This is a genomic window from Caulobacter sp. GW821-FHT05F04 (genome assembly GCF_059419665.1).
This window is the reverse complement of the sequence record NZ_JBWKSF010000002.1, coordinates 859838-874026: the sequence shown is the minus strand read 5'-3', so window position 1 is coordinate 874026 and position 14189 is coordinate 859838. Positions and strand designations below refer to the sequence as shown.

Annotated in this window: 15 protein-coding genes and 1 pseudogene; 10 read left to right on the top strand and 6 right to left on the bottom strand. The window is 67.7% G+C overall.

From position 1 onward, the window contains the following. The first annotated feature begins 6 nt into the window (after positions 1-6). Together AC07R7_RS08470 and AC07R7_RS08465 are read left to right on the top strand one after the other, a co-directional pair. Positions 7-706, top strand: a pseudogene (locus AC07R7_RS08470) (DUF998 domain-containing protein). A gap of 29 nt (positions 707-735) precedes the next feature. Further along, complete coding sequence (locus tag AC07R7_RS08465; protein ID WP_492885862.1) at positions 736-1314, top strand: hypothetical protein; 579 nt, start codon at positions 736-738, stop codon at positions 1312-1314. Between the two features lie 72 nt (positions 1315-1386). Here the strand turns inward: AC07R7_RS08465 and AC07R7_RS08460 are convergent, their stop codons facing one another. Beyond that, positions 1387-2415: an AI-2E family transporter gene (locus AC07R7_RS08460; protein ID WP_494634825.1), complete on the bottom strand. Its 1029-nt coding sequence runs from the start codon at positions 2413-2415 to the stop codon at positions 1387-1389. A gap of 86 nt (positions 2416-2501) precedes the next feature. After that, positions 2502-3122, bottom strand: a complete 621-nt coding sequence (locus tag AC07R7_RS08455; protein WP_492839805.1) for a TIGR02466 family protein — start codon at positions 3120-3122, stop codon at positions 2502-2504. Between the two features lie 112 nt (positions 3123-3234). Here AC07R7_RS08455 and AC07R7_RS08450 point away from each other — a divergent pair, with 112 nt between their 5' ends. From AC07R7_RS08450 to uvrC, 5 genes are read left to right on the top strand one after another with little or no spacing between them, the layout of a single operon-like run. After that, on the top strand, positions 3235-4131 hold the full coding sequence (locus AC07R7_RS08450) for a hypothetical protein (protein WP_494634824.1): 897 nt from the start codon (positions 3235-3237) through the stop codon (positions 4129-4131). 10 nt (positions 4132-4141) lie between these two features. Next, positions 4142-4315 (top strand): hypothetical protein, encoded by a 174-nt coding sequence (locus tag AC07R7_RS08445; protein ID WP_492839807.1) that lies wholly within the window; start codon positions 4142-4144, stop codon positions 4313-4315. Between the two features lie 35 nt (positions 4316-4350). Next, positions 4351-4644: an antitoxin gene (locus AC07R7_RS08440; RefSeq protein WP_494634823.1), complete on the top strand. Its 294-nt coding sequence runs from the start codon at positions 4351-4353 to the stop codon at positions 4642-4644. Next, a complete protein-coding gene (locus AC07R7_RS08435; protein WP_494634822.1) occupies positions 4641-4919 on the top strand; it encodes a type II toxin-antitoxin system RelE/ParE family toxin in 279 nt (92 codons plus the stop codon). The genes AC07R7_RS08440 and AC07R7_RS08435 overlap by 4 nt, the downstream gene beginning before the upstream one ends. A 19-nt stretch (positions 4920-4938) precedes the next feature. Further along, the gene (uvrC, locus tag AC07R7_RS08430; protein WP_494634864.1) at positions 4939-6861 is read left to right on the top strand and encodes an excinuclease ABC subunit UvrC; all 1923 of its coding nucleotides are present in this window, start codon (positions 4939-4941) and stop codon (positions 6859-6861) included. A 96-nt stretch (positions 6862-6957) separates the two neighbouring features. Here uvrC and AC07R7_RS08425 read toward each other — a convergent pair whose 3' ends face one another. Together AC07R7_RS08425 and AC07R7_RS08420 are read right to left on the bottom strand one after the other, a co-directional pair. Then, positions 6958-8997: a HAMP domain-containing methyl-accepting chemotaxis protein gene (locus AC07R7_RS08425; protein ID WP_494634821.1), complete on the bottom strand. Its 2040-nt coding sequence runs from the start codon at positions 8995-8997 to the stop codon at positions 6958-6960. A gap of 16 nt (positions 8998-9013) precedes the next feature. Continuing rightward, positions 9014-9283: a hypothetical protein gene (locus AC07R7_RS08420; RefSeq protein WP_494634820.1), complete on the bottom strand. Its 270-nt coding sequence runs from the start codon at positions 9281-9283 to the stop codon at positions 9014-9016. 371 nt (positions 9284-9654) lie between these two features. Between AC07R7_RS08420 and AC07R7_RS08415 the strand changes: the two genes are divergently transcribed. Next, entirely contained in the window at positions 9655-10224 is a 570-nt protein-coding gene (locus AC07R7_RS08415) for a sigma-70 family RNA polymerase sigma factor (RefSeq protein WP_125155676.1), read from the top strand. 170 nt (positions 10225-10394) lie between these two features. Here the strand turns inward: AC07R7_RS08415 and AC07R7_RS08410 are convergent, their stop codons facing one another. Together AC07R7_RS08410 and AC07R7_RS08405 are read right to left on the bottom strand one after the other, a co-directional pair. Beyond that, complete coding sequence (locus AC07R7_RS08410) at positions 10395-11588, bottom strand: aminotransferase class V-fold PLP-dependent enzyme (protein ID WP_494634819.1); 1194 nt, start codon at positions 11586-11588, stop codon at positions 10395-10397. Then, a complete protein-coding gene (locus AC07R7_RS08405) occupies positions 11564-12355 on the bottom strand; it encodes a tryptophan 2,3-dioxygenase (RefSeq protein ID WP_494634818.1) in 792 nt (263 codons plus the stop codon). Before AC07R7_RS08405 ends, AC07R7_RS08410 begins: the two co-directional genes overlap by 25 nt. A gap of 307 nt (positions 12356-12662) precedes the next feature. On the opposite strand from AC07R7_RS08405, the gene rsgA reads away from it, so the two are divergent. Continuing rightward, complete coding sequence (rsgA, locus tag AC07R7_RS08400; RefSeq protein WP_494634817.1) at positions 12663-13739, top strand: ribosome small subunit-dependent GTPase A; 1077 nt, start codon at positions 12663-12665, stop codon at positions 13737-13739. Between the two features lie 100 nt (positions 13740-13839). After that, on the top strand, positions 13840-14178 hold the full coding sequence (locus tag AC07R7_RS08395; protein ID WP_494634816.1) for a hypothetical protein: 339 nt from the start codon (positions 13840-13842) through the stop codon (positions 14176-14178). The last annotated feature ends 11 nt before the right edge of the window (positions 14179-14189 follow it).

Below are 14189 nucleotides of genomic sequence, written 5' to 3'. Positions count from 1 at the left end.
CGACGATTGACCCGGAGGGCGGCGGAAGGGATTCTGCCGCCCTCCTTCGTTTCGACTCGGATATCCTCGCACCGTGACCGCCCGCACCGGCGCCTTCCTGAAGATCGGCGTGATCGCGCCGGCCATCATGGTGGCCGACGTCGCGCTGGCCCAGCGACTGTTCCCGGGCTTCGACGCCGGGGCCCAGTTCATCAGCGAGCTGGGCGGCCCCAAGGCCCCCCTGCCCGAGATCTTCAACTACGGCATGATGATCGCTGGTATCGCGGGCCTGCTGGCCGGCGCCGGCTTCACCCACGCCCTGGAGCATGCCGGCGGCCGGCGGCGGGTCTCGGCCTTCGCGGGCCTGTTCGTGGCGCTGACGGGCCTGGGCGCCTTCTTCGCCGGGGTGTTCCACTGGCCCGATCCCATGCATCGCGCCTGCGGCGTCGGCCTGGCCATGCAGTTCGCGCCGCTGTTCACCGCCTGGGCCCTGTGGGGCAAGCCGGGCTATCGGCGGCTGGCCCAGTTCTCGCTGGGCTGGTTCTTCGGCCTGCTGCTGGTCTTCGCCCTGCTGACCGGGGTCTGGAACGTCCGCACCGGCTATGACGTCGGCTACTGGCAGCGCGGCCACGCGTTCCTGGGCCTGCTGTGGCTGGCCATGGCCGCCTGGAGCCTGGAGAAGGGCTGGAAGGCGAGCGCCCTGGCGACCGAGCCGGCGGCCGTCTAGGGTCTCCCCACAACGGGAGAACGCCCACCATGACCGGATATCGTTTCGCGACCCTAGGATTGGCCGCCCTGGTCCTGACCGCCTGCTCGCAGCAGAAGACCGAGGACCAGCCCGCTGCCACGCCGCCCCCGGCCGTGGGCGACGAGACCCGCACGCCGGCGGTGGCGCCCGCCGTCCCGGCCCCCGTGGCCGCCGCCCCCGTCCCCGCGGAAGGTGGAACCATCGGCGGTGACGGTTCTCAGATCCAGCTGTCGGACCTCACCCTCGCCGACCAGCAGGCCCATCCGCTGAAGGGCGAACTGAGCTGCCATTTCCGCGACAAGGCCGGCGCCCTGCTGCTGGTCGCCTCGGGCTTCTCGGGCGTCAAGGAGCCCGGCTTCGGCCTGGTCAAGGTGCTGGACTCCGTCGAGCAGGTCGTCGCGCCGGGCGGCTACGACGCCATGGTCAAAGGTACGGCCTTAAGCGGCCAGGGCAAGACGGTGACCATCGCCATCACCGGTCCGGCGACCGGCGGCGGCGAGTCCCCGCCCTACCCGGCCACCCTGACCTACGACCGCGCCGACGGCGCCAAGCGGGTGTTCGTCGGGACCTGGACGTGCGGGCCGTAGGCCTTGCCCAGGCTCCGGCTCCGGCTCGTCGTCGAAAATGCGTAAAAACAGGAAACGGCGCCGCGGCGGCCCCTACTCCCCCGGCTCCATCGGCGTGGGGTCGCCGTCGTGCGAGATCAGCACGGCCAGCCAGCGCAGGTCATCGTACTGGGCCAGGCCGTACATCAGGGCCAGGGTCAGCGGGATGGCCAGGAACGCGCCCGGCACGCCCCACAGCACCGTCCACATGCCCACGGCGATCAGGCTGGCGGCCGGGTCGATGTTCTGGCTGTCGGCCTGCATCTTGGGCAGCACCAGATTGCCGACGACCGACGAGACGATCTGGATGCCGATGAAGACGGTGACGGCCGGCGTCAGGCTGGGGAACTGCAGCAGGGCGAACAGGGTCGGCCCGACGCTGCCGGCCAGCACGCCCAGCACCGGCAGGTACGAGAACAGGAAGATCACCAGGCTCCAGAACAGGGCGTTGTCCAGGCCCACGGCGAACATCACCACGCCCGAACCGACCGCGATCATCAGGCCGGTGACCGACTGGACGTACATGTAGCTCTCGACGCCCGAGAAGCTGCGCTCCAGCACCGAGGCCAGGCCCCGCCCGCCGCGCGCGGCGACGATCCGGTCGACCCGCTTTTCGATCATCGGCTTGGAGATCAGCAGGAAGAACAGGAAGATCAGGGTCAGGCCCAGGCCCGCCGAGGCGTCCTGGACGCTGCCCAGCAAGCGGTCGGCCAGGGGACCAAGCTCGACCTTCTGGGCCAGGGCCTCCAGACTCAGGGTCCCGCCGCCCGGCAGGCGGATCAGGGCCAGCAGCTGGTCGATGCGCGCCAGCATGGCCGGCATCTCGGCGACGATCCGCGAGGCGCCCTCGACCACCATCGCCATGCTGGCGACGATGATCCCGCCCAGGATCACGGCGGTGATGGCGAACACCATCCAGCGCCGCGCCCTAGGCAGCAGCCGCACGACCCGGTCGCTCAGCGAGACGATCAGGATGGCCAGGACGAGGGCCAGGGCGAAGGGCCACAGCACGGCGCGAAACACGTACAGCAGCGCCGAGGCCGCGGCGAAGTTCACCAGGAACGATGTGCCCGTCTTGCTCACTTGATCTCCGCGCGTCCGGTTCGAAGGCGATCATCCCGCGCGGGCGACAGGCTTTCCCTAGCCAAAGCGCCCGCCGCCACGCGCGCCTACCGCCAGGCGTAGTTGAAGCTGACGCTGATCCGCTGCTCGTCGGCCTGGTTGGTGGTCACCTCGTGGCGCAGCCAGCTCTCCCACATCAGCACCGTGCCGGTCGACGGCTTGACGTAGATGAACGGCCGCAGGGTCTCGGGCGCGTCGTCGGCGCGGGTCGGGGCGGCCATCATCATCGGCAGGCGCGGATCCTCGAACTTCAGGGCCGAGGCGCCCGGCGGGATGGTGATGTAGATCGTGCCGGAGATCACGCTGTGCGGGTGGATATGGCCGCTGTGCGAGCCGCCCGGCTCCAGGATGTTGATCCACAGGCTGTCCATGACCAGCTTGCCGCCGGACAGGTCGAAGGCCAGATCCTTGGCGAAGGCCGCCGCGTGCCTGTCCAGCTTCTTCTTCAGCGTCTCGAACAGGCTGTCGCGCTGCGGCAGGTCGTTCAGCGAGGCGTAGGACGTGTAGCCCAGATAGCCCTTGTTATAGGCCCAGGCCTGGCCGGCCTCGTCGTCCTCGGCGATGGCGATGCAGGCGTCGTGCAGCTCGTCGAGGAACGCCTCGGCGTCCTTCTCGCCGGCGAGGCTGGCTTCATAGAGCGGCGTGACGAAGAGCGGGCGCGTGGTCATGGAGCGCGGCGTAGTCCACCGGGCTCGGAGATGTCAAAGACACTTTCTAGTTGTTTAAAAATAAGACTAGTGTCAGAGTAGCATATCAGCGTTCTTCCAAAAGGGGCGGAGGATGCGTTCTATCGCTGTTCGGACAATGATCCTGCTGGTGGCCGCCAGCCTTGGAGGCTGCGCCGGAGGGTTCAAGGGTTCGCCTGACACGACGATCGCGGCGGCCGCGGTCTCGGCCTGCCCGGTAACCGCCAAGGGCGCGGCGCCGAGCCGAACCGCCTATGACAAGGAAACCATCGACGCCAAGCGCGGCGCGGCGCGAAACGCCTTCATCGACAGCTGCCTGGCGGCGATCGACACCAGCTACGGCGCGTTCGCCCAGGGCCTATCGAGTGACCAGAAGACCTTCGCCGTCGGGTCCGATTTGGCGACGTCCGGCCTCGCGGCGGCGGCCACCCTGGCCAAGAGCGCGCGCACCAAGACTCACCTGACGACCTATGCCAGCCTCGTCCTGGGCCTGCGCGGCAGCGTCGACAAGGAACTGTTCCTCAGCAAGACGCTCCCGGTGCTCATCAGCCAGATGGACGCTTCGCGCAACGTGGTCCTGGCGCGCATCGTTCAGGGCAAGACCCGGACGGACGCGGACTATTCCCTGGACGCGGCGCTGTCGGACCTGAAAGCCTACTACGCGGTCGGCACCTTGAACGGCGCCCTGACCCAGGTCGCCAACGACGCCGGCGTCAAGAACCAGGCGGCCGTCGAGGAGATCACCCGGATCAACCGATACAAGTCCACCGCCGACGACACCTCCGACAAAATCAACGCCTATCTGGCGGTCGGCACGGACAACTTCGTGACCCGCCTCGATCTCGTCGCCGACTGCTCGCCGTCGGCCCGCAAGATGACGAGCCAGAACGACAAGCGCCGCGAGGTGGCCCACGTGCTTGAGGCGGGAACCCGTGAGGAGCGCGTCGAGATCATCGGCTGCCTGAAGGGCAGGAACCAGGCCGTCAACTAGGAGGGATCCCATGGCCGAGACGCCCAGCCACAGCACGAAGGTCACCCAGGACGTCTATGAAGGCGTCGCCGAAAGCCGTCGCCCGACCTTGATTGGCATCCTCTGGGCGTCGGGCGCGCTCAGGGTGGAAACCTTCAAGGCCGCCGACGGCACCTACACCGTGACGGCCACCTTCCCGGCGTGATTGACGCCCTCCCCGTCCGGGCGGATCATGAGTCCATGGCCGACGGCGAACTGACCCTCAAGATCGATGCGGCGCTCGCCGAGAGCCTGCGCGCCCGCGCCGAAGCGGCGGGGCGGAGTGTCGAGGCGTATGCCTATGAGTTGCTCGCGTTCGGAAACACTCAAGGCTTCGAAGACAGCAACGCCGCCTGGGACGAGATAGATCGCATCGTCGACGAGACCGATCGGCGGGGTGGTGTTCCTCTGGAGGATGTCGAGCGCTGGATGAAATCCTGGGGAACAGCCAAAGAGCTCCCCCCACCAGAAGCCCGTCCGCGCACGCGCGAATGAAGCCTGTCGAATTTGCGCTGACCGCGAGGCGCGATCTCGACCGTCTACGCCTTTGGCTGGCGGAACGCGCGCCGAACGCCGCCGAGGACGCCGCCGAGACCTTGATTTCGGCGGCGAGATCACTCGCGGAGTTTCCCGAGCGTGGGCGGCTTGTTAGATCCGGCCTACGCGAACTCGTTGTTCCATTCGGTTCGGCCGGTTACGTGCTCCGGTACGGCGTCAGACGGGATCGCGTCATCATCGCCCGCGTCTTCCACAGCCTGGAAGATCGCTGAACGCGCCGGACTCGCCTATATCTGCCCCGTGACCGATACGACGACCGACACCTCCGCCTCGCCCCGCCTGTCCGGCGCCGCCCTGATCAAGGACGAGGTCACGCGCCTGCCCGACGCGCCCGGTGTCTACCGGATGATCGGCGAGGCCGACGAAGTGCTCTATGTCGGCAAGGCCAAGAGCCTGAAGAAGCGCGTCGTCCAGTACGCGCAAGGCCGCTTCCACACCAACCGCATCGCCAACATGGTCGACGCCACGCGGGCCATGGAGTTCATCACCACCCGCACCGAGGCCGACGCCCTGCTGCTCGAGATCAACCTGATCAAGCAGCTGAAACCCCGCTTCAACGTGCTGCTGCGCGACGACAAGAGCTTTCCCGAGATCGTCATCCGCCGCGACCACGACGCCCCGCAGCTGCGCAAGCACCGCGGCGCCCACACGATCAAGGGCGACTATTTCGGGCCGTTCGCCAGCGCCTGGGCGGTGAACCGCACGCTGAACACCCTGCAGAAGGCGTTTCTTCTCCGCTCGTGCAGCGACAGCGTCTACGAGACGCGCGACCGCCCCTGCATGCTGCACCAGATCAAGCGCTGCGCCGCCCCCTGCACCGGCCTGATCGGCAAGGAAGACTACCAGGGCCTGGTCGACCAGGCCGAGGCCTTCCTGCGGGGCAAGTCCCGCGCGGTCATGGCGACCATGGCCAAGGAAATGGAAGCCGCCGCCGAGGACCTGGAGTTCGAGCGCGCCGCCCGCCTGCGCGACCGCATCCGCGCCCTCTCCAGCGTCGCCCAGGAAACCCAGATCAACCCCGAGACCGTGGACGAGGCCGACGTCGTGGCCCTGCACGTCGAGGGCGGCCAGGCCTGCGTGCAGGTGTTCTTCTTCCGCGCCGGCCAGAACTGGGGCAACCGCGCCTATTTCCCGCGCGTCACCGGCAATGTCGAAGAGGGCGTGGACGAGAGGGGCGAGACCACCACCGAGGACCAGCGCATCCTCACCGCCTTCCTCGGCCAGTTCTACGACGACAAGCCGATCCCGCGCCTGATCCTGGCCAACCTGCAGCCGGCCGAGGCCGAGCTGCTGGCCGAGGCCTTCGCCCTGAAGAGCGGCCGCAAGGTCGAGATCGCCACCCCCAAGCGCGGCGAGAAGGCCGACCTGGTTCAGCACGCCCTGACCAACGCCCGCGAGGCGCTGGGCCGGAAGATGGCCGAGGGCTCGGCCCAGACCAAGCTGCTGGCCGGCGTCGCCGAGGCCTTCAAGCTGGACGCCCCGCCTGAGCGGATCGAGGTCTATGACAACAGCCACATCCAGGGCACCAACGCCGTCGGCGGCATGATCGTGGCGGGGCCGGAAGGCTTCATGAAGGGCCAGTACCGCAAGTTCAACATCAAGAGCACCGAGCTCACCCCCGGCGACGACTACGGCATGATGAAGGAGGTGCTGAAGCGCCGCTTCGCCCGCCTGGTCAAGGAAGAGGAAGAAGGCGACAGCGACAACCGCCCCGACCTCGTGCTGGTCGACGGCGGCAAGGGCCAGCTGGACGCGGCCCTGGAGATCATGGCCGACCTGGGCGTCGACGACATCGCCGTGGTCGGGGTGGCCAAGGGTCCTGACCGCGACGCGGGCCTGGAGCGCTTCTTCATTCCCGGCCAGACCCCGTTCATGCTCGAGCCCAAGTCGCCGGTGCTCTACTACCTGCAGCGCCTGCGCGACGAAGCCCACCGCTTCGCCATCGGCGCCCACCGCACCCGCCGCTCCATGGACCTGAAGAAGAACCCGCTGGACGAGATCGAAGGCGTCGGCCCGGGCCGCAAGAAGGCCCTGCTGCACGCGTTCGGCTCAGCCAAGGGCGTGGGCCGGGCCAGCGTGGAGGACCTGGTCAAGGTCGAGGGGGTCAGCCAGGCGCTAGCCGAGCGGATCCATGGGTTTTTCCGGAAGGGGTGAGGGCGCGATATCCCGATCGGCACGGCCGCGACCGAGACCGCGAACGCTCATCGCCCAGGCCCTGGGCGATGAGCTGATTTTAGGTGGACGCCGCCGTCAGGCGTATTCGCGGAAATCGGCGTCGTCGACATCAGGACCGCCGTGGGTGAGATCAAGCGCGAAGCCTTTCGCGCGGGTCTGCTGGGCGGCCACCGACTGACGCGGGGCCGATGAGGCGGCGGACTTGCGGACGGTTGCCGCGGGGGGCCGCTTGGCCGCGGACCGTGGCGCCGATCGGCGCGCGGGCGCGCCATTGGCGTTGATCCGGAAGTACGCGATGGAGGCCTGCAACTCCTCGGACTGGGCGGCCAGTTCCTCGGAGGTGGCCGACATCTCTTCGGACGCGCTGGCGTTCTGTTGCGTGACCTTGTCCAACTGCTGGATGGCCTCGTTGATCTGCGAGGAGCCGATGTCCTGCTCGCGGCAGGCGGCGCTGATCTCGGAGACCAGTTCGGCGGTCTTGCGAATATTGGGGACCAGCTCGGTCAGCATGTCGCCCGCGGACTGGGCGGCCTTAACGGTGTCGGACGATACGGCGCTGATCTCCGAGGCCGCCGTCTGGCTGCGTTCGGCCAGCTTGCGCACTTCCGAGGCGACGACCGCGAAGCCACGGCCATGTTCGCCGGCCCGGGCGGCTTCCACCGCCGCGTTCAAGGCCAGCAGGTCGGTCTGGCGAGCGATCTCCTGCACGATGGTGATCTTCTCGGCGATCGTGCGCATCGCGTCGACGGCGCGGTTGACCGCGTCGCCCGAGGTCGCGGCGTCGATCGCCGACTGGCGAGCGATCTTCTCGGTCTGCATGGCGTTGTCGGCGTTCTGCTTGATGTTGGCCGACATCTCTTCCATCGAGGCCGAGGCCTGTTCGGCGGCCGTGGCCTGTTCGGTCGCGCCCTGGCTCATCTGCTCCGAGGTCACCGACAGCTCCTGGCTGCCGGCCGAGACGTTCTCGGAAGCGGCGATAGCATCGGCGACCACGCCGCGCAGGCGCTCCACCATGCGCTCCAGGGCCAGGCCCAGGGTGTCCCTGTTCGACAGCGGCGTGGGTTGGACGGTCAGGTCGCCATCGGCGACCTGGTCGGCAAGCGCCGCGGTGTCGCGAAGATTGGCGACCATGGCGCGCAGCGAAAGGCTCAGCGTGTCCTTGTCCGACCGCGGCTTGACGTCGACGGAGAGATCGCCTTCGGCCACCTTGTCGACCATGGAGGCGCTTTCGCGCAGGCTGCCGACCATACTGCGCAGGGAAAGACCCAGCGTATCCTTGTCCGACAGCGGCTTGATCTCGACCGAGAGGTCGCCAGCGGAGACCTGGTCGGCAAGCGCCGCGGTAGCCTTCAGATTGTCGGTCATGCCGTTGAACGTGTCGACCAAGTCCTTGATTTCGTCATTGGAGTTGATCTCGACGCGCTGGCTCAGGTCGCCGATGCCCACGGCGTTGGCGACCAACTTCAACCGGCTCAGGCCCGTGCTGATGCCGAGCGCGATCCAGAGCGCCGCGCCGACCGCGCCGAGCAGCGAGAGAACCGACATCCCGATCAGCAGGTTACGGGTGGCGGCGAAATCGGCGTCGGCCTTGGCCGTCGCGGTTTCCAGCTGAGCCTTCGACAGCTCGACCAGTTCCTCCACGCGGGCGCCGGCCTCGACCACGACCTTACGACCTTCGCCCATCGACAGAGCCGAGGCTTCGACATCATGGCCGGCGATCGCCATCGACAGGATGCGGCCATGGACCTCCATCATCTGATCGAAGGCCCCACCCAGAGCCCGCCATTTCGGCCGACCCTCGGCCGTGGCCAGGCCTTCGGCCTTGGTCAGCAGGGCGTCGAACGCCTGGCGCTCCTTTTCGATGGAGGTTTCAAGCTTGTTCACCTCCTCGGGAGAGCCGACGAGGATCATGTTCTTTTCGGAGCGCACGACGTTCAGCAGGTGGATGTTGAGCTGCTGGGCCGCTTCCAGGCGCATCGCCGGACCGTCCACCACGTCGTCGAGAGCCTTGTTCGTCTTGGCCAGATTGGTGACGCCTAAGACGTTGCCGATGAGCAGCAGGGCGATCACGAACCCGAAGGCCAAGCCGAGCTTAAGTTTGATGGTCAGACGCATGGGATACTCCGGGCGATCAGCGTTGGGCGGTGGGGTGGGGGGTGACGGGAACCAGCGTCTCGGGCAGCAGGTCCAGGACCTCGCGCACATAGCCGGCCAACGGGATCGAACGACCGCCTGCTGCGGCCGTCCGCCGAGCAGACTCGATCAGCTGAATGAATTTAGAACCCGCCTCCTCGAGGCCGATCTCGATCCTAGTTGAACTTTCGCGCTCGAAAGCTGCGAACATAGTATATTTCACGTTATCCAAAAACAGGATAACCGAACTCTCGAATTCGCTCGACATACCCACCCCTCAGAGCAAATATAGTCCGCTGACAGAACGAATCTATACCTGAAATTTAAGATGCGACCTCCAAGTTTAAATTAGAGTAAACTCTGCAACCCGAAGCGCCCAGCCTCCTCGCGAGACGCTTCCAGACGACATCGATTTTCCCCCAACTATAAGTTTAGCTTGCGTTTTTCGCGCTCAAAGCCTTGGCCCGAACTGTTTGGTGGCGGGGGTCGGGAGGCGCCTCCGATGAACGTCGAGATGGTCGAGCGGGTCACCGTCGACGCCGCCGCGCTCTCCGCCATCTGAAAGAACACCGTTCTTCGGCGCAACCAAAGCCCTCCGGCCTCGTTTGTTAACTTGAGTATTTTCAAGCGGGGACCGTCATGGACCATCAGGACCAAAAGACCTTCGAGCGCGATCTGGTCGCGCTGATTCCGCATCTGCGCGCCTTCGCCCGTTCGCTGTGCGGCGACGCCACCGCCGCCGACGACCTGGCGCAGGAAGCCGTGGCCAAGGCCTGGGCCAGCCGCAACAGCTTCGCCATGGGCACCAACATGAAGGCCTGGACCTTCATGATCCTGCGCAACCAGTTCTATTCGGAAAAGCGCCGCAGCTGGCGCTCGGTCGGCCTGGACCAGGAAACCGCCGAACGGACCCTGGTGGCCAACACCAATTTCGACGGCGCCATCGCCCTGGACGACCTGCGCCAGGCGATGCTGATGCTGCCCGAGAACCAGCGCGAGGCGCTGATCCTGATCGGCGCCGGCGGCTTCTCGTACGAGGAAGCGGCCGAGATCATCGGCGTCGCCGTCGGCACGGTGAAGAGCCGCGTCAGCCGCGCCCGTTCGGACCTGGTCCAGATCTTCGAGACTGGCAGCTACGAGCGTGACGGCAAGCCGGTGCACGAGGCCATGGGCTCGATGCTGCGGGCGCTGGAGCGCCTGGCGGCTTAGGGGCGGGTTTCTCCTCCCCTCTCCCCAAACTCCGATCTCCCCGGCGAAAGCCGGGGCCCAGATCTCAAGGCGTTTGGGCTGACGGGAAGAGCGCTGCGTTCATAGATCCCACCCCAGCGCCCTTCCATCTGGGCCCCGGCCTTCGCCGGGGAAAACGGGTGTTGGTGGCTTTAGGTCAGCTCGCGGCACGCCCCGCAGAACGCCGCCACATCCCCTTCGTCGTGATAGATCGACAGCCCGATCCGCAGCACGTCGTCGCGGACGTCGGTCACCACGCCCTTTTCGGCCAGCGCCTGTTTCCAGGCGCTGGCTTTTTCGTGCCGCAGGGCCAGGAAGCGCGCCTGGGAGCCCTCGCCCGGCGGGTTCAGCACCACGGCGTCCTTCAGCGGCCCGGCTTCGCCCTCGGCGATCCTGTCCAGCAGCAGCCGCTGCAGGCGCCCGACATGGGCCGCGATCGCCGCCGTGCTCAGGCCTTCGGCCTCCAGCATCCGGCCCGCCGCCACGAAGCGGTACAGCCCCGACGGATCGAAGGTCGCGCCCAAGAAGCGGCCGGCGTCGCGGACATAGCCGACCCCGCCGGGCGGGCCCTCCAGGTCGCCGAACTCGGCGTACCAGCCGGTCAGCACCGGGCGCGGACCAAAGCCCTCGGGCGCGTGCAGGAAGGCCGCGCCCTCCCCGGCCATGGCGTATTTGTAGCCGCCGGCGACATAGAAGATCCGGTCCGCGACGGCCGACAGGTCGGGCGGCACGGCGCGGAAGCCGTGATAGCCGTCGACCACCACCCACGGCCCCTCGGGCCGGGCCAGCTCGGCCAGCTCCCAGACGCGGTCGAAGACGAAGCCGGTCTTGAAGAACACGTGGCTGACGAAGATCAGGTCGTAGGTTCCGGTCCTGGCGGCGGACAGGAACCGCTCGACGAAGTCGGGGCGGTCGGTCTCGACCAGGGTCAGCTCGATCTGCCCGGCCTCGACCCAGCGCTGGGCCTGGCGGCGGAACGAGTGGAACTCGCCGTCGGTCGACAGGACGCGGATCGGCTGGCCGGCGGCGGGGCGCTCGATCGCCGACATCAGCACCGCCAGCAGGGTGTGGGTGTTGGGCGCGAAGACCACGCTGTCAGAGCTGGGCAGGTTCAGCTCGCGGGCGACCAGGCCCTGGGCGGCCGGATAGACCTGGCCCAGCGCCTTGTCCCACTTGTGGTCGGCCAGGACGACCGCGTCCTCCCAGGCCTCGACCTGCCCGGCCAGGGTGGCGTCGGGCCACAGGTGATGGCTGTGGGCGGCCATGTGCAGGCGGCCAGGGACAGCGAGGGCCTTGGAGAACAGGTCCTTGCGCGCGGTCATCAGAGTTTCGTCCTCAGCGACCACAGCTCCGGGAAGGCCCGGCGGCGCAGGGTCGAGGCCAGATACCCCACCCCGTCGGTGCCGCCCGTGCCCGGTCGGCCGCCGATGATCCGCTCGACGGTCAGCACGTGCTTGTGCCGCCAGGTGACCAGGGCGTCGTCCAGGTCGACCAGCTTCTCGGCCAACTGGTACAGCTCCCAATAGCGCTGCGGGTCGCGATAGACCTCCAGCCAGGCGGCCTCGACGGCCTCCGACGGCGCGTAGGTCTGGCTGAAGTCGCGGTTAAGGGCGCTGTCGGGCACGGTCAGGCCGTGGCGCGGCAGCTGGGCGATGGCCACGTCGTACAGGCTGGGCGCGTCCAGCGCCGCCTGCAGCTGGCCCAGGGCCGAGGAGCCCTCCTCGTGGAACTTCAGGAAGCTCTGGTCCTTCAGGCCCAGCAGATATTCCAGGGTCCGGAACTGATGCGACTGGAAGCCCGAGGACGAGCCCAGCTCGCCCCGGAAGCTCAGATAGTCGGCCGGCGTCATGGTCGCCAGCACGTCCCACGACAGGGTCATCACCGTCTGGATCCGCGACACCCGCGCCAGGGCCTTGTAGGCCGGCTCGACGTCGTGGGCCGCGATCAGCCGCTTGGCCAGCTCGACCTCGTGGATGATCTCCTTGAGCCACAGCTCCTTGGTCTGGTGGATGACGATGAACAGCAGTTCGTCGTGCCGGTCGCTCTGGGGCTTCTGGGCCGCGAGCAGTTCGTCCAGCGCCAGATAGCGCGCGTAGGTCATGTCTTTCGCCATGGAGAACCCTATGCCGCTTTTCGCGGCGCCTCGCTACTCCGGGGCGGGAGGCTGAGGCTCTCAACTTGTCATCCCGGAAGCGCCTAGCGCTGTCCGGGACCCAGGGGGTGAAGGAACACCGTGCGCGCCGCCCCTGGGTCCCGGCTCTACGCTGCGCTTCGGCCGGGATGACAAGAGTTTGGAGCGTTGGCTTTCCCGATGCTCCTCGGACGGCTGGCCGTCGGGGGCCGGCGCCTCTAGAATGACCCACCACAACCCGCACTCCCAGAAACCGCCTCAAGGAGCCCTGGCGTTTGAAAGCCTCGACTTGATCACGCAATACGGATGGTCCGACGCGCTGGCGCGGGACTTCAAGCCGCACGCCCGCGCCGGCTACGTTCCCGGGCGCGTCGTCGTCCAGCGGCGCGACGGCTATCTGGTGACCGCCGACCGGGGCGAGCTGCGCGCCAAGCTGTCCGGCCGCCTGCGCCACGAGGCCCGCGAGATCGGCCATCCCGCCGTCGGCGACTGGGTGGCGATGTCGGTCAACGCCGCCGAGCGCACCGCCACCATCCACGCCCTGCTGCCGCGCCGCACCGCCTTCATCCGCCGGGCCGCCGACAGCCTGCAGTCGCCGCAGGTCATCGCCGCCAATGTCGACCTGGCCTTCATCGTCACCTCGATGAACGGCGACCTCAATCCGCGCCGGATCGAGCGCTATCTGGCCGCCGCCTGGCAGAGCGGCGCGCGGCCGGTGATCGTGCTGACCAAGTCCGACCTCGTCGCCGACACCGGAGCCCAGACCGCCGAGATCGAGGCCCTGGCGGCCGGCTGCCCGGTGGTCAGCATCTCGGCGCGGCAAGGCGTCGGCCTGGACGCCCTGCTGGCCCATCTGGCGCCGGGCGAGACCTGCGTGCTGATCGGCTCGTCCGGGGTCGGCAAGTCCACCCTGGTCAATGTGCTGCTGGGCGAGCAGCGCATGGCGACCCAGGACGTCCGCGAAGGCGACGACAAGGGCCGCCACACCACCAGCCACCGCGAGCTCGTTTTGCTGCCCGGCGGCGGGCTGATCGTCGACACCCCCGGCGTGCGCGAGATCGGCCTGGTCGACGCCGAGGAAGGCGTCAGCGTGGTGTTCGACGACATCGAGCAGCTGACCCATAACTGCAAGTTCAGCGACTGCACCCACGCCAACGAACCCGGCTGCGCGGTGCGCGCGGCGCTGGACGGCGGAACGCTGGATCCCGACCGCTGGGCGCACTTCCAGAAGCTGGGGCTGGAGCTGGCCGCCATGGAGCAGAAGACCGAGCGCCTGGCCCGGGACGCCGAACGCCGCCGGCAAGGCGGGCTGCAGAAGGTCTATCGCGCCACCAAGAAGGACGTGCGCGGCGGGGCCGATCGCTGAACCGGCCGCGTCGCCGCACGATGTTCTCTCAGAATTTGGACCCTTCCCCCGGCCGAACGGGTTAGGGGTGGTGATTCCAGACTAAAGAGAGACCCTTGCCATGCCCGCTTTCACCATCGTCACGACCAGTGCGACCCAAGGCAGCGATGCGGCGGAGGTCAGCTCGCTGGCCGATGAGTTCGGCAGCGACATCGAAGCCCTGGGCTATTCGCGCCGCATGGCCGACGAGATGCTCAGCATGGCCCATCAGCTGTCGCTGGACTTCGACTACAGCCATGTCGGCCTCTACGAAGGCGACCTGATCGACGAAGAGGTCGATCCCGGCCACGCCGCGTTCCTGGGCGCCTGGGTGCTGGACGAGGAGGGCATCGCCTTCCTGACGGCGGACGAGTTCCGCGACGGGACCGACGAGACCGAGACGGAAGCCGAAGCCTCCTGACGAAATGGCCG